General features: G+C 44.8%; 16 protein-coding genes. 1 reads left to right on the forward strand and 15 read right to left on the reverse strand.

Annotation, left to right across the window (positions count from 1 at the left end; genetic code table 11):
* Positions 1-22: 22 nt before the first annotated feature.
* The 4 genes from HRU80_14990 to HRU80_15005 all read right to left on the reverse strand — a co-directional run bounded on the left by HRU80_14990 (position 23) and on the right by HRU80_15005 (position 5,818).
* Positions 23-814, reverse strand: coding sequence for a cation transporter (locus tag HRU80_14990; protein ID QOJ30102.1), 792 nt, complete (start codon positions 812-814; stop codon positions 23-25).
* 113 nt (positions 815-927) lie between these two features.
* A complete protein-coding gene (locus tag HRU80_14995; protein ID QOJ30103.1) occupies positions 928-2,766 on the reverse strand; it encodes a VCBS repeat-containing protein in 1,839 nt (612 codons plus the stop codon).
* A 231-nt stretch (positions 2,767-2,997) separates the two neighbouring features.
* Entirely contained in the window at positions 2,998-3,597 is a 600-nt protein-coding gene (locus tag HRU80_15000) for a hypothetical protein (GenBank protein ID QOJ30104.1), read from the reverse strand.
* Positions 3,598-4,117: 520 nt separating this feature from the next.
* Entirely contained in the window at positions 4,118-5,818 is a 1,701-nt protein-coding gene (locus HRU80_15005; GenBank protein ID QOJ30105.1) for a short-chain dehydrogenase, read from the reverse strand.
* 81 nt (positions 5,819-5,899) lie between these two features.
* Here HRU80_15005 and HRU80_15010 point away from each other — a divergent pair, with 81 nt between their 5' ends.
* Positions 5,900-7,180: a hypothetical protein gene (locus HRU80_15010; protein ID QOJ30106.1), complete on the forward strand. Its 1,281-nt coding sequence runs from the start codon at positions 5,900-5,902 to the stop codon at positions 7,178-7,180.
* Between the two features lie 19 nt (positions 7,181-7,199).
* On the opposite strand, the gene HRU80_15015 is transcribed toward HRU80_15010, so the two are convergent.
* The 11 genes from HRU80_15015 to HRU80_15065 form a co-directional block, all read right to left on the reverse strand.
* On the reverse strand, positions 7,200-8,945 hold the full coding sequence (locus tag HRU80_15015; GenBank protein QOJ30107.1) for a BamA/TamA family outer membrane protein: 1,746 nt from the start codon (positions 8,943-8,945) through the stop codon (positions 7,200-7,202).
* The gene (locus HRU80_15020) at positions 8,923-9,888 is read right to left on the reverse strand and encodes a 1-phosphofructokinase (GenBank protein ID QOJ30108.1); all 966 of its coding nucleotides are present in this window, start codon (positions 9,886-9,888) and stop codon (positions 8,923-8,925) included. Before HRU80_15020 ends, HRU80_15015 begins: the two co-directional genes overlap by 23 nt.
* Positions 9,889-9,906: 18 nt before the next feature.
* Positions 9,907-11,178: a GWxTD domain-containing protein gene (locus HRU80_15025; GenBank protein QOJ30109.1), complete on the reverse strand. Its 1,272-nt coding sequence runs from the start codon at positions 11,176-11,178 to the stop codon at positions 9,907-9,909.
* A 13-nt stretch (positions 11,179-11,191) separates the two neighbouring features.
* On the reverse strand, positions 11,192-12,481 hold the full coding sequence (gene rimO, locus HRU80_15030) for a 30S ribosomal protein S12 methylthiotransferase RimO (GenBank protein ID QOJ30110.1): 1,290 nt from the start codon (positions 12,479-12,481) through the stop codon (positions 11,192-11,194).
* A gap of 3 nt (positions 12,482-12,484) precedes the next feature.
* Complete coding sequence (locus tag HRU80_15035) at positions 12,485-13,306, reverse strand: phosphatidate cytidylyltransferase (protein QOJ30111.1); 822 nt, start codon at positions 13,304-13,306, stop codon at positions 12,485-12,487.
* On the reverse strand, positions 13,293-13,628 hold the full coding sequence (locus HRU80_15040; protein ID QOJ30112.1) for a DUF2007 domain-containing protein: 336 nt from the start codon (positions 13,626-13,628) through the stop codon (positions 13,293-13,295). The genes HRU80_15035 and HRU80_15040 overlap by 14 nt, the downstream gene beginning before the upstream one ends.
* Positions 13,621-14,655, reverse strand: coding sequence for a CPBP family intramembrane metalloprotease (locus HRU80_15045; protein ID QOJ30113.1), 1,035 nt, complete (start codon positions 14,653-14,655; stop codon positions 13,621-13,623). Before HRU80_15045 ends, HRU80_15040 begins: the two co-directional genes overlap by 8 nt.
* 106 nt (positions 14,656-14,761) lie before the next feature.
* Positions 14,762-15,538 (reverse strand): DUF3108 domain-containing protein, encoded by a 777-nt coding sequence (locus HRU80_15050; GenBank protein QOJ30114.1) that lies wholly within the window; start codon positions 15,536-15,538, stop codon positions 14,762-14,764.
* A 1-nt stretch (position 15,539) separates the two neighbouring features.
* On the reverse strand, positions 15,540-16,574 hold the full coding sequence (locus tag HRU80_15055; protein QOJ30115.1) for a glycosyltransferase family 9 protein: 1,035 nt from the start codon (positions 16,572-16,574) through the stop codon (positions 15,540-15,542).
* The gene (locus HRU80_15060) at positions 16,571-17,161 is read right to left on the reverse strand and encodes a DNA-3-methyladenine glycosylase (protein ID QOJ30116.1); all 591 of its coding nucleotides are present in this window, start codon (positions 17,159-17,161) and stop codon (positions 16,571-16,573) included. The genes HRU80_15055 and HRU80_15060 overlap by 4 nt, the downstream gene beginning before the upstream one ends.
* Before the next feature lie 13 nt (positions 17,162-17,174).
* Positions 17,175-17,861: a tetratricopeptide repeat protein gene (locus HRU80_15065; protein ID QOJ30117.1), complete on the reverse strand. Its 687-nt coding sequence runs from the start codon at positions 17,859-17,861 to the stop codon at positions 17,175-17,177.
* Between the last annotated feature and the right edge of the window lie 2 nt (positions 17,862-17,863).

Below are 17,863 nucleotides of genomic sequence, written 5' to 3' on the forward strand. Positions count from 1 at the left end.
AGTATATCCGCACTGACTAAAATTATTTACTCAGGGAGATTATTCTGAATGCTCCGCGAAGGACAATCCCGAATACAACTCCGCCGATGACCAGATCCGGAATCTGAGAGCCGCTCAAATAGACAATAACCGCAGCAGCTATCACTCCCATATTAATGATAATATCATTCGAAGTAAAAATCATACTCGCTTTTATATGTGCCTCCTGGCTTTTGGCTTTTTTCAGCAGAACTAATGATGCCCAATTGCCCGCAAGAGCGAATAATGATACAATAATCATAATAACATACTCAGGCGCTTCAGAGGGAGCGATAAATCTTCGTACTACTTCAAATGCGCCGATCAAAGCCAGCGAAAGTTGTATATATCCGCTGATGCCTGCCACCCTCTTCTTGGCAGAGGCTGCATGACCGATTGCATAGAGACTGAGCCCATAAACAAAAGCATCCGCGAGCATATCAAGACTATCCGCCAGCAGCCCCATCGAACCGGACAAAAATCCATACAGCGCTTCGGCAACAAAGAGGGAAAAATTGATAATAAGTACCTTTATGAGGATACTCCTCTGAACATCTTCATCAGGAGTTATTTCATCCCTCCAGGGTACGCTTTCTTTTACTTCAGCATCAAGATTAAGAGGGGTGAGTTTTGCGGTAATCTCTTTAGCGCTTGTTGTATGATAAAAAGCTGCCTGCCGGGCTGTGAGATCAAACTCAATTTTCCGGACGCCGGGGTCGCCGTCAAATTTCATCCTGATCATTGCCTCCTCAGAGGGGCAGTCCATTTTGCTGATTGAGTAGAGTGTTTTGTACATAATAAAAAAGCGGTTTATCTGGCACAAAAATACAAATAAACCGCTTCAAAAAAGCGGTTTATCTGGCACAAAAATACAAATAAACCGCTTCAGGGAATTGTTTACTCCTCCGGTTATTTCACCAGCATCATCCTGCCGGAAGCAGAAAATCTGCCAGCTTTGAGGATATAGATATACACTCCTGCCGCCAGATTTCCGGCACTGAACTCTATTCTGTGGCTTCCCGCAGGCATTTCTTTTTCCGCAAGAACGGCTGCTTCATTCCCAAGAATATTATACACCTTCAGTGAAACAAATTCGTCCTCAGGGAGAGAAAAGGATATCATGGTTGACGGATTAAACGGATTCGGGTAATTTCCTTTCAGTTCAAAGCTGAGAGCAGAATGTACATCTTTTGCGGACGCAGGAGTGCCTATTATAAATTTCCTCTCAGGAGAAAAGGCTGAAGCCAGAAATCCGTTATCCACTGCCTGCACACTCCAATAATATTCCCCCGGAGCCAGTCCTTTCACTTTCCATGATGTATTGTGGTTAACATTACCGTAGTGGGGAATGCTTCTTTTGCCCGTAACTGCCGATGCCATCGGTGTATATATATCAGCAGTGCCGGGAGCCGTGCCGATTCTTATATTGTAGGTTACGGATTGCCCCGCATTCTGCGGATCAGTTGAACTGTTCCAGGAAAGTGTAACCTCGGAGCCGGTTACAGCTTCTGAAAGACCGGAAGGAACCAGAGGCCTTGCGTTTGTTGAGGCAGTTATGTTTTCATAAAAGACCGCGGAATAGGTCAGGTTCTCCTCGTCATAACCAGAGAGGATAAGATCGAGTCTGCCGTTATTATTAAAGTCCCCCAAGGCAGCCACACTCTGGGCAAGCTGTTTCAGAGAGTCATCCGTGGGTGAAAAACCCCCTGTTCCGTCATTGATAAAAAGCTGTGTGTAGGGTTCTATGCCAAAAACACCTTTTGATCCGGAAAGCAGGATATCAATATTACCATCGTTATTAATATCTGCCCAGATGCCTGTACTGCTAATCATTCCGGGGAGTGTAATATCTGCTCTCTGAAAAGTCCCGCCGCCGGTGTTTTTATAAATCTCTGCGATAGCGGCATTCATTCCGAATAATTCAAACTTTCTGTCGCCGGTAATAAGAATATCAAGCAGGCCGTCATTATTATAATCACCCCAGCTGACCGAGCCTGTAAATACCCCGGGAACAGATGACTGTACTGAAGTAAATGAACCATCCCCGTTGTTTCTGTAAAGTTTTGTGACCCCTTTAGACAAATTGTTGTCGATATTATCATTTCCTGAGATAACCAGATCAAGAAAGCCGTCATTATCAAAATCTCCCCAGGCAGAACTTCCCTGCCAGACATTTACAAACCCGGTCTGCACCGCTTCAAATGAACCATTCCCGAGGTTCTTATACAGTTTTGTAAGAGGGAGCAGGTCACGGTCAAGTCCTGATATCACGAAATCAATAGTTCCGTTATTATCAAAATCGGCGCACGCGATTGAAGAGTAGTATGTCCCTGCAATATCATTTGGCGTTTCAGAAAAAGTTTCGTCACCATTATTCAGATAGACCTTCGCCACAGGTCTGCGTAATAACTGGTAGTAGCCGGAAATGATGATATCAAGCAGCCCGTCGTTATTTACATCAACCCAGGCACCTGTGGCATTGGAGAGTTTAAGAATGAAAGAACTCTGATTTTCAGAAAAAGTGCCATCCCCGTTATTTTTATAAATCGAAGAGGTTCCCGCCCAGGGGTAAGGACCGCCCGCGAAGAGTATATCCAGAAAACCGTCATTGTTATAGTCCCCCCAAACAATATTTCCGCTGGTAAACCCGGGAAATGAGAGTCCTGTTTTAGCAAAATTCTGCGGAAAAATGACGTGGAATGCTAGTAAACTCAGAAAAATACTCTGAAAGAAAAATCGGCTGATCATGACAACTCCTGGAATAATGATATTCTAAAAACACCAGCCGGATTAAAAAAGTTCTGCAAGCGAGAATAAGGAACCTGCACTCTCATCCCATTCCGGGGGCTGTAAAGTTGATTTCAACTATGAGCCGGGAACACCATGCTTCTCTCTGACTTCATTTTAAAGACGCAATAAGAGCAGATAGTTACTGCTCTTAAATTACCTCTCTCCCCTCAGAACAAGGAGCTGTATTGTTTATTTATGAACGGTGTGAACCGGTTTTATTCTGATTCGCAGCCCCGGACTGTTATAGGAGAAAAAGATGAAATAGAAATAAAGGAGTACTGTAAAGATCCCTGAAGGATAATAATAGACTACTGAAAGATTAACCTTAAACAGTATAAACAGCAGTTTTGTGATTGCATTGACTTCAAAAAGAAGAAAGAGAATATAGAATAAATTCAATTCTTCCTTCACCAGCATATCCATCAGTGCGTCATAGGATAAAAATAAAAATACCGCAATATGGGCTATGGCCATGATCAGAAGCTGGGACTCAGGACTTCCCGGCAAAACAAATAATGTCAGAACTGATATAAGCAAGATAAATACCAGATGTTCTTTGGAAAACTTCCTGAAGATAAAGCCATAGATGACCGGAATCAGCATTACTATATACCACTGATTACCCCGGAGACCAAAAACTGCCAGAAAAATCAGAGCCGACAGCTCCGAAATTCCGTAACAAACAAATACCCATCCGTACCGCTCACGGTATTGCCGGAATCCGGCCACAACGGCTGCGGCTACGGTAAGTAATCCAATGATTAAAAGTAAGTTGAATTCAAAGTTCATTGTGTTTAATACTTAGTACCGAAATTTAGTAAAGAAACAGCTAAAAGAACTATGAATTATGAAGTATGAATTGATTAAGAATTTTCGTAAAGACGATGCAATCGCCAGGACGGGCCATTATGTACGAACGGTTTCTGCGATTGCGTCGTCTCGGCGAGTACCTGTAAAGCACTAGAAAGGCAGATTCTATCATTCTTCCCTGAGATGCATCAAAAGCCCCCTTCCGCGCTCTTCCCTCAAACGACGCAAATGCAAAAGTCAGTGAATAATAAAGCATTTGTTTAGCATTTGCATCGTCTTTACAGAGTATACTTGCCTGCAAATGTAAAGACGATGCAATCGCCAGAACGGGCCATTTTCTGCGAAATGCTTCTGCGATTGCGTCGTCTTTGCGGAGTCCCGGAGATGAAATAAACAAAAAGCCCCGGCAACAAACCAGGGCTTTTTTAGTTAAAAGTTAAGAGTGAAAAATTACAATGTAAAATTCACAATTCACAATTCACAATTCACACTTAAAATTTTATCCTTTTATTCTCTTTCCTTTTTCCTCATGGATAAATATCCAGCTGACCACGCGGCCTGGATCAATGGTTTCGTAATTATTCCAGTAGGATTTGGTGCGGACGTGAAGTGAACTGCTGTCATCATCGCTTATTGCATCAGCTTCTTCCATCAATGCCTTCAGGCGCTTTTTCCACTGAGACATATTTTCTTTGCGCAGATCAACCCAGCCGTCGTTAGCCCACATATCAATGGTCTTCTGATCCATCGGCAGGAATTCATTGCCGGTCTGCACCGGTATCTTTACATCATTACCGCGGAGCAGGGTTTTTCCGTCAGGAAACAGCACCGGTATTCCGATTGATACAATCCGGCTCGTTAATTCTTTGTCTTCAGAGATGAGCTTAAAACATCCGTCAGAAAGTTTTTTTGCATCATAAACAGCTGCTGATTTCATGGAGCCTGCTATTTTTGAAATCAGATATATCTCATAAAGCAGTTTGGAAAGACGCGGAGGTCCGAGCATTTCAAATGCAACGGAGTCTATGCCGGATAGTTTTTCAAGCTCCGCCATTTTATTAACCGCAAAGTGCTGCATATATCCGGCACGGTAGCTCGGATTCAGTGTTGCGTTATCAAGCGCGTTAATAACATCGTGGCCGGTATTGCCTCCTTTTATTTCAAAGATGATGTTGTCTGCAATTTCTTCCGGAGTTACAAACTCCATCTGCTTCTGGGCGCTGATTGCTTCAAACTCACCGCGTGAGAAAATCCCGTTTTCACCGGTATCAATAAATACGGACTGCAGAGGTTTTCCGGATGAAGGAATTTTATTCTTCAGGGCAAAGCGGTATTCACTGCCGAGCACCTGAGCCATTTCCGGTTCGATATCCAGAAGCTCAATTTTTTTTCCGCGTTTTCTGACAGGCCCAAAAGCAATGCGCTTCCATGCAATTGCGGCTGCAGGTTTAATTTCCTTGGTAATTGCAGTGTCAGGAGTTCTTGCCATCAAGAAGAGCAGCAGTGTATGAGCACCTGCAACGGCTGATTTACTCAGCAGCACGCGGGAGGGTTTTTCTTCACTGTGTGTATAGGGGATATTCAGACCCATTCCGCCCGTTCCGCTGGTTCCCACTTTAAAGTAGATCTGCGTTTTGGCTTTGGCCATTGCGTTATAAAAGATCTGAATATGACGGATAAGCTGCGGCAGATACATAGTGCAGAAGAGCTTTTCAATTTCCGCGGTAAGCTCCTCAGCTCCCGGTTTGTTTTTCAGCCGGTTTTTAAGAGTCTTATATGTGGTATATATATCCTGATAAGCAATTCCCGTCGCGGTATTGATGCAGTCAATAATCACATCAGGCTTATATTTTGTAATCAGTTTATAGAGGGAAGATGCTTCCAGAATTTCAGGAGTCAGTTCCTCCATGGTGTCTTCCATCATGGTTTTCCGCTTTTCCGGGTCCATCAGAATTTCCACCCGGTTCAGCTCTTTATGCTCTTCCCGCAGGAACACATTTCCCCACCAGGGGGTGAAGAAATTTGCGGGGTACCCCGGGAATTCTTTTTTCAGATGGGCAACAGCTTCCTGAGCTTCCTCTTTTTTGAGTGATGTTACGATGATCCGTCCCGGTTTTTCAGGGAGCATTTTTCTGATAACGGAATTACCGACCAGTCCCCAGCCGCCAAGCACAAGAACGGTTTTATTTTTAATATCCATAACGAAACCTGTCTTTCCTTACTGTATTCGTATATTTAAATTTAGTTTTCTACATTCAGAGAAATAAATCCCTGATTCCATATGCAAAATGAGATTCTCCTGCGGTATCTTCGCAAGTACAGGAAAATTGAGCGCTCATTAAGCACGATAAATGACGTTTGGTTTGATATTGCAATTATTATACCAATAAAAAATGAGAACCCTGGTTTCAGGGAAACTATCCTTTCGCTACTGGAGGCAGACTCACCGGGGCTGACAAAGATTATCGTCATCGGTGTAGTAAACAACTCCCCTGACGATGCGGATGATATTAAGGAAAATAACCGGCAGTCACTCCTCTGGCTTAAAACAGCCGCGGAAAAAACCGCACACAGCCGGGTACAGATTGCCTGGATTGATGCGGCGCTGCAAAACCCCCTGGACCCCAAAGATTCCGGAGTCGGGCTTGCCCGCAAGATCGGAATGGATGAGGCGCTCATCAGACTTGCTGATCCTCTCAAGGGGCTGCTTGTGTGTCTTGATGCAGACTGTACCGTTAACAAAGAGTACCTGACTGCCCTTGAGGAAGAATACCTCTTTGGAAATCTCAGAGCCGGTGTTGCACGATTTGCGCACCGTACCGAAGGACTTAACCAGGAACACCTGAGGGCCATTCTTTCTTACGAACTATATATACGGCTTTACGCGGCAGGAGCCCTTCACGCCGGTTCTCATTACTCGTATCTGCCGGTAGGGTCAACCATAGTAACAAGAGGTGCGGTATATATGCAGGCTGAGGGGATGAATAAAAGAAAAGCCGCGGAGGATTTTTATTTTCTGGAAAAGGTTGCTAAGTTCACTCCCGTCAAAACACTGTATGACGCGGTAGTATATCCTTCAGCGCGAATTTCCCGGCGTGTGCCATTCGGGACAGGACCCGCTGTTGATGATATTTTGAAGGGAGAGCGGAATCCCGATCTGATATATAATCCGGAAATTTTTAATCATTTGCGGGACTGGCTTTCGGTGTTTATGGCGCCAACGCTTTTATCTAATGAGGAATACCTTGAGGCCGCCAGGGGTATCCATCCCGGAGTCTATGACTATCTCAGCACCCCGGTCATCACCCGCGAACTGGGGAATTTTCTTGCACACTCAAAACCGGGCGAAGATCTTATCCGAAGAAAGCGAAGCTGGTTTGATGCACTTAAAACCCTGAGAATGGTGCATACCCTAAGGGATGGCTATATGCCTGATATACCGATTGATGATGCGATAACAAAGTTTGCGGCAATGATAGGAGCACTTTCCCCTGAATATTCACCTGAGAAATCAGAGAGGCTAAAAAAACAGCTGGAGTGGATAAGAATTTTAAAGCCGTAGATGATTCGGGGAAAAGAATCTAAAACTCCGACACAATCCCAAAGTGAATTTTCCCCTCCGAAAATGAGTCTCCCTTAGCCAGGCCATATTCTACTCGCAGCATCCCGGCACCTGTTTCAAGATACACACCGGCTCCATATCCGGCTTTTACCTGTTCATCCGCTGTAATCCGTGAAACCGGATTTGCATCCCTCTTATAATAGGCAATATCAAAAAAAGGATAGATGAACGTTCTTCCGCCGGTAAGAAAACGGTATTCCAGATTCGCCATTAGTATACGCGATGCCAGAAACTGATTTTCCCGGTAGCCGCGCAGATCGGTATTGCCTCCGAGGCGGTAAAAATCATTGGTCTCCAGATTATCTCCGCTCACTTCCTGATACCTCAGCCGCAGCGCAGCAACCTGACGGCGGATAATGGTTGAGTAGAACTGAAGCTGTGACACAGTCCTTCTCAGCAAAAACGATACCTGCTGTCCGGGTGATATATACTGCGCGGGACCATTAATTTTCTTATTTGACAGACTGAACGAAGCTTTCAGATAAACTCCCCGCTCCGGTACCAACGGATCATTCCGCGAGTCAAAAACCGCTTCAGCTCCATTGGTGAAGTAGGAAGAATTATAAACGGTGAAGCGTGCAATTGAATCATTTACCTGCGGCACGATGCTTTCAAATCCCGCGATCCAGCTCAGTGTTACATTTTCATTCAGCATATAATCAGCGGAGAAATCATATTTCAGCTGGATATAGGTTGTATCCTGTTTCCGCTGGAATACTCCTCCGCTTACATTAACCGGAAAAGCAAAAAGCCAGGGTTCGGTATATTTGATTTCCAGTTCCTGGGAATTACGGTCAATCTTCTGCCACCGGAAGCCTGCCATGCGTCCTGACCCTAAAATATTACGCAGGGAGATTGTCAGCAGCCCGGTTATATATCCGTTTTTTTCATTCTGTCCCGGCGGCATATATCCCACAATACCGTCAAAATTGTTAAACTGACGTTCATTAACTGAAATGGAAAGCACCCCTTCATCTTTCGAGTTAAAGTAAAAAGATGGGGGCGAAACAGGCTCAAACAACCGGAGACGGTTCAGCCGCGGAGGAATTTTTGCGGCTAGTTCATCACTATAGGTTTCTCCCTCTTTCAGCCGGAGTTCGCGGATAATCACCTCACGGCTGGTGAGAGCATTACCGGTTATTTCAATCTGCTGTATCGTTCCTTTGGGGCCGCTGCTTATACCTATATATACCGAAACGGAATCCCCCTTGAGCACTACCTTTTTGATATTCACTGCTGAAAAAGGATATCCCCGGTTTTCCTCTCTGAGAAGCAGATTTTTCATCGCCTCTTCAATAAGCAGCCGGTCAAAAGCCATACCTTCAAGTTCTTCCCTGAGCAGCGTCAGATCCGGCATTGCCGAATCAGCCGCAATAATTTCCCTGATGATACTCCGCATCCCCGGAACTACATTGAAAGTGAGAACGTAGAAAGCAGAGTCAGACGAATACTCCCTGTTCCTGGTAATGCTCTCAATAGAAAAAAATCCAAAATCTTTCAGCGAGAGAAGCAGGAGTTTTTCTGCCTTTTCTTCGGGAAGCGAGTCTGTGAGAATCTGTGATGGGGTGATACTGATTAGTTTTTTAACCGGATCGGTCAGGTTATCATCACCGGTAATCCGGATTTCGCTGATCGTCTGGGAATAAATGGAAAGAGTTAAAAAGGAAAAAAGAAGAGCCGCGTTAATGAAAAGTCGCTGTATCATCAATCAGCTTTATTTTTTCACCCGCGGGTTCAATGCTCACCTGGCCGGCAAGCAGATCCGCTTCAGCACGTGTAACCCTGCAGACATCAAATGAACGGGCATTTGCGGCGCCAAGCGATACTGCCAGCCGCAGAAAATCATTATATACCATGTCATGGTACCAGCCATACATGATACCTGCCATAAATGCATCCCCGCTTCCGGTTTCATCCTTTGCCTGAAGCAGAGGAGGTGATACCCTGAAATGAAAGTTAAAATTTGACGAGAAAAACAGGAAACCGCCGTTTGTTATAAACGCCTGCTTTATACCGTAACCGTAAAGATCATTCAGAATTTCCCGCATTTCCTTTTCATCAGTGAATTGTTTGCCGTATAAAGGAAGTATTTCATCCGAATTAACATGCAGTACGGCAGGAGCTTCTTTCAGGCAATCCTGAAGATGCGGGCCATAGGTATCAAGAAAACAGATTTTGTCATGCTTTTTTGCCAGACGAATTCCCTCAATATATATTTCCGCGGCCTCGGGGCAGGGCACGCTGCCGGAAAAGGATACCATCTCCACATTAACAATCATCTTACCGAGTTTGTCTATGCATGAGGCAATATCAGAAGAAGAGAGGGGGATATTTGTTCCAAATGCCGTAGTGATGCGGCCATTTTCCTTTAGGCGTGAAGCAGTTCTCACGGGAGATTTAACTGCGACCGGTGAGAAGGTAAGTTTTTCTTCTTCCAGAACTGAACGGAGGATTTTTCCTGTCTCGCCCCCAAGAGGCAGAAACGCAACCGATGGGGTGCTGAGTGCGGCAAGCTGCCGGGAGATATTTATTCCCTTGCCTCCTGCATGCCATGCAAAGGCATCAGCACGGTTATTTTCTCCGGGCTCGAATCTGTCCCGTGTATAGACCAGTTCAAGCAGCGGATTTGCGGTTACCGTAAGAATCATTTCAGAGCACCGGGTACTTTACTGACGGTAGCGGTAAGTATCACCATACAAAGGCGTGGTCAGGCGGTAGTCGCCAAAACCGGTATTATCAACGAACACAAACCTGCGGTTCAGTTCATAATACTCCCAGATTTCATAGGGCTTGCGATCATAGTCAAACGGATGCCGGTCTATGTTGCTGGGTGCTCCCAGGATGATATATACCATACCCATATCCGTACGCCACCCTTCGGTATAATGGGTGAAATTCCTGTTGGAGTATTCCACACGGCGGTAGTACTCATTAAAGACTTCATTTTCCTGAGTGTTATCAGTCGGGTCTTTTTTCTTCCACCAGTTCAGAAAGTTTTCCAGCCGTTCCTGATAGGTTTTCCCTTCTTTTATTACATCAATCTCGCTTGCCGTAGCGATATAGATCATCTGGTCTATTGCTTTATCAAGATTCTTAATAATAAAAGGAAGCCCGACCAGAAGGGAGGAAAATGATTTGCTAACTGATGCGGCAAGATTATATTCATCATCATTGATGGTAACCACGGCATTATAGTCTCCGGCAGTAAAAGCCAGCGAATCAAATTCATAATACATCTGGTTTCTGCCTGCCGGGAGTTCCACTTCAAGTATTCTTGAGTAGACGGCTTTTTCATCCGGCCCGAGGATATTATATCTGACGAACAGCTTTTCCGGTTTCTTCAGATAGATTTCATAAAATACCGGAAGGGCTTTAAGATCGGTATCAATAGTCTTTGATATATTAGGAACTATAGTCCTTCCCACATTTCCGGTCTTTGAGGAATTCACTATCAGGATATCACTGACAGTGATCGGAGCATCAAACTTTCTGACGGTAAAGAACCGTTCGGCAGCATACTCTTTTCGGGTATCTTTATCTTCGATGACGATACGGACAAAAACATTCTGAGGAGCTACAACAAATGATTTCAGACTCACATTGGCATTCTTTGAGGAGATGGTCTGATCGAAATTTTTAGTCTCGATCTTTTCTGACCAGACCCGTTCGGAGATGAGGGTTTTTTTATCTTCAGCGTACATTGAAGCGGTGACACTGTATTCCGCCTTAAACGATTCCCCGTATTTGATAAACTTTACTTTATCAAAAGGCATATTGATAAAAAGATCCACCCGGGCTTTTGCGGTATCCGAAGCGCTGTAGTTCAGCAGTTCAAAATAAAAATCGGGATTCCTCTGAAAGGTATCATCAACCGGTTTGTTCTGCTGGGCAGCCAGAGGCAGCGCGAGCAGGAGCGCAAGATATATAAATATTCTCATAATCATCTTCCTTTCAGAGGGATGCAAACAGGTCATGTTCATTGCAGTCGTCTATATGAACATGATAGAATGATCCCGGAATCAGTGTCTGATTCCTGCTTGTTACCAAAACTTCTCCGTCAACCTCAGGTGCATCGCGGAAACTTCTTCCGATATAAAAATCGCCTTCTTTACCTTCAATCAGCACTTCCATGGTTTTGCCGATGAAAGCGGTGTTTTTCTCCTGCGAAATGGCTTCCTGAAGCTTCATGATTTTGCGTTTTCGCTCATTTTTTTCTCTTTTGGAAACCGGATCGCCCAGCGGGAAACCGGTGGTATTTTCCTCAGGAGAATAACTGAAAACACCTAACCTGTCAAATTTAAACTCTTCTATAAAAGAAATCAATTCATTAAAATCTTCTTTAGTTTCAGCCGGATAACCGGTAATCATGGTAGTGCGGAGCGTAATTCCGGGTACTTTTTCACGGATTTCATTCAGTACCTCCAGAGTCCGCCTTTTGCTTATCCCGCGGCGCATAGATTTCAGTACATTATCCGAGATGTGCTGCAGCGGAATATCAATATATTTCACGATTTTCGGATTTGAGGCCATAACCTCAAGAACTTCTGAAGGGAAATGGGACGGATAAACATACATCAGCCGGATCCAGTGAACGCCTTCAACCTTGCTTAGTTCGGTCAGCAGTTTTGCCAGCACCCGCTCTCCATACAAATCTTTGCCATAGTCAGAGGTATCCTGACCGATGATTACTATTTCCCTGGCCCCGTTTTTTGCCAGGAATTCCGTTTCTCTGAAAAGCTCTTCAATAGGTTTTGAACGGTGGCCTCCGCGCATTAGGGGAATTGCACAAAATGAACAGGGGTTGTCACATCCCTCTGAAATCTTTAAGTAAGCAGTATGGCTTGGGAGTGAGACTGCCCGTTCACCAAGCAGTTCATATTTCAGTTCTCCCCCGAGCTCTTTCATGATTTCAGCATAAGCCTCAGTACCGAAATACTGATCAACTTCAGGGATATCTTTACGCAGGTCGTCTTTATACCGCTCGGATAAACATCCGGCTACCAGCACTTTTTTTATTTTCCCTTTTTCCTTAAGCTGCACCGCCTGAAGGATGGTATTTATGGACTCTTCTTTCGCGGCTTCTATAAAACCGCAGGTGTTTATGATAACCGTATCAGCCCTTTCAGGAAGATCGGTAAGAGTAAAGTCGTTCAGTTTAATCTGATTGATCAGCCGTTCGGAGTCAACCGTATTTTTAGAGCAGCCAAGGGTTATAACATTTATTTTTTCTTTTACATGCATTCGTCAGATGGTCACAAATAATTTCAGATAGATATATACTACAGGTGATACAAAAAGCATCGAATCAAAACGGTCGAACATGCCGCCATGCCCGGGAATCAGCGCTGAGGAATCTTTTACTTCAGCATCCCTTTTAATCAGGGATTCAATCAGGTCACCCATCTGGCCAATCGTGCCGGTAATGACTCCCATAACAATCACATCGGTCATGGTGAGGAAATCAAGAATCCAGATATGCGCCAGGTAATACGAGAGAATCGCTCCGCCAAAACCAAATATTGCCCCCTCCCAGCTTTTCTTCGGGCTGACACGTTCCATAAGGCGGTGCTTCCCCAATGACAGCCCTCCAAAGTAAGCGGCTGAGTCACATATCCATATTGATGCAAACATAGCAAGAATCAGGTAGCCCCCTTGCTCATAAACAGGGAAATATTCCCGTATCATCAGAAGAGTCAGAGTGAATAACCCTATATAAAAAATACCAAGAATGGTCGTCCCAAGGTTCATAATGGCTGAACCTCTGTTTCGGAACAATTCTCTGAGCAGAACCGCCAGTGCGATAATCAGAATCGCGATGCCAAATTCCGTTATATTCCAGTATTCATTCACCTGCAGAAAGAGGATAGCAGCCAGTCCCATTAACAATTGCGGATTGGCTTTTTTCTTTTCAGTGATTCTTACAAACTCGTAATAGGCAATCATTCCGACTGCCAGGGTAAATACCATAAAGGGAATGTGCCCGTAAAGCACAGCCCAAAGAATTACCGGGATTGCAACAACGGAAACCGCGATACGGACCGCGGTATTTTTATTAAACGCGCTCATCTGACTCCTCATCACCCTCATAAAAATTACTCAGATATTCCTGAGCATCGGATAACTGCGCACGGCGGACGTAAATCTTTACAACCGAGAGGTTCCCCATCACCGGAAAACTTGAATCATTCTGCCGGAGTATATAGGACTCAATTCCCGCTCCTTCAAGATTAGCGGCAATCATATCCGCTTCAATCTCGTTCGAGCATTTTGTGAGGAGGGCAAAATCATCATCTCCTCCGCCGTTGTTTTCAGGCGGCGCCGGAATTTCAGGAATCTGCTCTTCACCGGTTATTTCTTCTGTTTTTGTTGTGTTCTGATGCTCACTCATTGGCGTACTGCTTTTTAGCATGCTTCTTATAGTAAAACTGAATCGCGAAAACTGAGGCAAGGAACAGCGCACCGGTATAAAAGAAATTCTTCTGCGCGGAAGTAAGCATTTCCGGAGAAAGTATTCCCGCCGGCTGAATCAGCTCTGATTCTCCGTAAATAAAAACAAACAGCACGGAGATAAAATTATTCAGAAAATGCAGAACAACCGGTGTGAGCATAGAATCCGTTTTATAGGCGGCAAATCCAAGAAAGAGTCCGATTGCAAAAAGCCCGATGACGCCCGCGGGATTCACGTGAAAAATACTGAAAAAGAATGCGGTGATAACAGCCGCCCAGAACGGTTTATACCGGAGCTCAAAACTTCGCTGTATATATCCCCTGAACATAAGTTCCTCAGCTATTGAAGGAACAACCGCCACGACAAGAATGATTATCAAGTAATCGAGAAATCCTTCCATCCGGAAAAATACTTTGTACGAACCCTCAATCATCTTATTAAGGCTATCCAGGGCTTCTTTTACGAAAGCAAACTGCTGATTGTTCTGGAAAAATACTTCCGCGAAATGTCCCTGAATCAGCAGAAAATTCTGCATCGCGATAATCAGCATCAGCATTGCAAGGATGAACAATCCCATCCCTTTGAAATCAGGCATGCGGATGCGCAAAAGCTCGGTAACGTTGTCATAAATCATTTTGCTGAGTATGAGTGCGGGGAGCAGCATAAACAGAATCTGTCCGGCTGTCTGCATCAGGCGAAGAGCATTGGGATCCGCCTGATCAAGATTTGCACCAAATATAACAACGGTAAGAACCGATGAAAATATCTGATAAATAAAAAATCCGGACATCAGGCCGATAAACCCAGCCTTTACCGGTGAAATTGTCGGCTTCAGCAGAGGTTCTTCAGCAATCCTGTCATCGTCCTGCCGGAAACCCTGCTCCTGATTTGAATCGTCTTTTTCTCCGGGAGTGTGGCCGGGCTGATCCGGGCTTTGCCCTTCTTTATTTTCCTTATCTTCTTTCATGCCTAGTCTTCATTCCGGCTCCGATTCATCATCCGGGACCGGTATATATAAAAAACAGTCATGGAGAAAAATTCTCCATGACCTCAGATATAATTGTTACCGCTTGTTATTTTTTTGCTTTAAGAGGACCGGCTAATCCTTCATAGGCAGTCAGTTCGGCATCAATAGAACCGATCACCACCTTTGTTTTTACTTTCACCGGAACCCGCAAATCATCATCCGTCAGCCAGATAATGATGTTCCCCTCGCTTTTGAACAATCCCCCCTCCTGCACAAGAGGTTCAACCATAATGCAGTCAAATGTTCCGGCAGCAACGGTTATCCGTTCCTTGCCAAGATACACCACATCAAGATCATACACCTTGTCATTATAAAAGTTCTGCAGATTATATCTGTAACCGGGTTTTCTCTTTTCAAAATCAAAGGTCCGTGCCAGATAAAATGCTGAAACGATATCATTCACATATTTGGGAATATCATATTCCCCCTTGCTGGTTCTTGCCTTATTTTTCCTGTGATCAAAAAAGGCGGAGAAATCCTTTGAGAAGTTTCCTTCACGGATATGCTGTTCAAATCTCCAGGGGAACAGTCCTGCAGTATCCAGATAGGTTTCATACCGGTCACGGACTTTATATATCCAGTCAAAACTGGGGATTGAGTTCACTTCAAAAGTTACATGATACGCGTTTCTTCCTGAGATGCGTTTTATTTTCGGGATCTGCATCACGGCAATGCCCGCGGTAACAAATCCGAACTTCACATCAAAGGTCAGTTTTTCACCATCCCTGAATGCTTTATTTTCCAGACGGCGGAATTCCTGCCCTGAGGCATCTGCAAGAAATATAAGCGTAAGCAGATGGATCATCAAGAATTTCATTTTCATTTCAGCTCCGGTTTTTCAAAAGTTTTGTCGTTATTTCATTAAAGACATATGAAATGTCTATAGTATTCATACAATCAAGTTTTTCACATTGTTCCCTGGTGCAGTTACTGCAGTCCAGCTGCGGAGTAAAGACCAGGCTCCCGGCAGAATAAGGTCTCCATCTGCGGGGAGAACAGACCGTTATCTTCGGATAAAATCCTGCCGTGGGGGTACCCAGCGATGCTGCTATGTGAATCGGTCCGGTGGAATTGGCAATAAACAGACTGCTTAACGAACTAAGCGCTGTCAGTTCCAGAAGACTCAGCTTCCCGGCAAGACTGCAGGTCCGGCCATGAACTTCCAATTCAGAACATAAATTTACTTCTTTTTCCGAACCTGTTAAAACAATCCCTAAATCAGTTTTTTCCGCAAAAAGCCGCACTAATGACTTCATTTTATCCGCAGGAAGATCAACCGCCGAACCTCCGCTCCCGGGGTGCACAATAATAAAAGGAGACTTTACTCCGTGATCCTTCAGAAGCCCTGTTACCGCGGATAACGCTTCCTGATCAATCTTCACAGAATAATCTGCCGATTCTTCAGTAAGAGGTTCAGTTATTCCGAGCGGTCTTAACAGGCTAAAATTATATTCCGCCTCATGCTTTGCCGCCGTTTTCCTGTGTTCGAAGATTCTTTCATTAAAAAGGAATGAATACCACCGGTAGCCGGTCCCAATCCTAACGGGAATTCCAGCCCTGAAAAGCATGAGCGCAACTCTTAAATCAGGGGAAACTGCAATCGCTGTATCAAATTTCCTGCTTCGCAGCGTTTTGCTATTTGACGCGGTATCCGGCCTGCCGTTCTTTTCTGCCAGCAAAATTACCTCATCAATAAAGGGATGCCCCTTAAGCAGGTCTGCCGTATATGCCCTGACCAGAAAGGAAATTCTGGCTGCTGGATATTTTTTCCTCAGGGCTGATGCCATGGGAAGAGTCAGAACCAGGTCACCGATTCTGTCCGTTCTGACAATCAGAATATTCTGCGGTGCGGGGTTCATCTGATATCCTCAGTATGGAGCGTAAATCGCCAGGGAAGTTCGGCTGCTTTTGTAATGCCGATTCTGTGAGAGGTCCTTATTTCGAACTTCAGCTTTCTGAGCGGTTCGGTAATCATAATCTCATCACCGCGCAGGTCGGTTCCGTTATCACTTCTGCTGATATCAAGTCCTTTGCAGACATTTCCCGGTCCTGAAAGAAGTTTCTCAGGAGCAACATTTTTCCGCCCCCTGTTATTCCGTATATATTCAACGCCAAAGAGCGGATGCACGCTCCTGATAAGCACTGCCTGGCCGCTTCCCTGTTTTCCTGTCACCACATTGGCGCAATAGTGCATCCCATAGATAAAATAGACATAAAGAAATCCACCCGGACCGAACATAACGCGGTTCCTTGCCGTTTCCCCCTTGTGGGAGTGTGAAGCCGGCTCATGCTGTTCATATGCTTCTGTTTCAGTAATCATACCTCCGGCATAACCGGCGGGAGTTTTCTTAAGAAGAAGTTTACCAAGGAGGCGGGGTGCTGCTTCAGACGCGCGAAGCATAAAAATACGCTGAGATGTTTTCCTGAACTGATAAGAGGAGGTCAAGCGGAAGTCCGGATTAACCTGATTTTTTTCTCAGGTCGTCTATAATTGCCTGATAATATGCCCTGCGAGAGGGGTCTTTCAGGGCAAGATGCTGAAATACATCAATAGCCTCGGTGAAATTGCCCTGTGCCATATATATTTTACCCATGGTCTCAGAGTAGATTTTCGCGCCGGCATGTTCTTTTTCGGCGGCTGGATGCACTTCGGATGGTTCACCCGGCTTTGGCGGAGGAATTTTTGCCTTTGATATACGGCTCGCCAGTTCCGACAGATCTTCTTCTTCAAGGAGATCAAATGATATTTCCTCCTCAGCCTGTATCTGCGGTTTGGGTTCAGGTTCTTCCACAAACGTGGTTCTTCTGGTCAGAGTGAAGGGACTGCGGTGGCGGCGTATATTCTCAATCTGCTCGCTGTAAAACTCGAGAGTTTTCGGAGAGCCAATAATCACACTTCCCTTCTGAAATGCCAGAAGCGCGTTATCATAATCTCCGAGGAGTGTATATGCTTTGCCGAGAATAATATGCGCGGTCGCGTAATCAGGATATGCGTCAAGACCCTGCTTCAGGATATCCACAGCTCCGTTTATGTTATTACGGTCTAATTCAGAGTCAGCTTTCCTGACAAAGAGCGGGGTATCGGGACTGAAGTCATAGATGAGGTCTACCTTTTCGGTAAACCTCTCTAAAGGCGTCTTTGACACGG

This window comes from Ignavibacteriales bacterium, assembly GCA_015709675.1.
Taxonomy (GTDB): domain Bacteria; phylum Bacteroidota; class Ignavibacteria; order Ignavibacteriales; family Ignavibacteriaceae; genus H2-BAC3.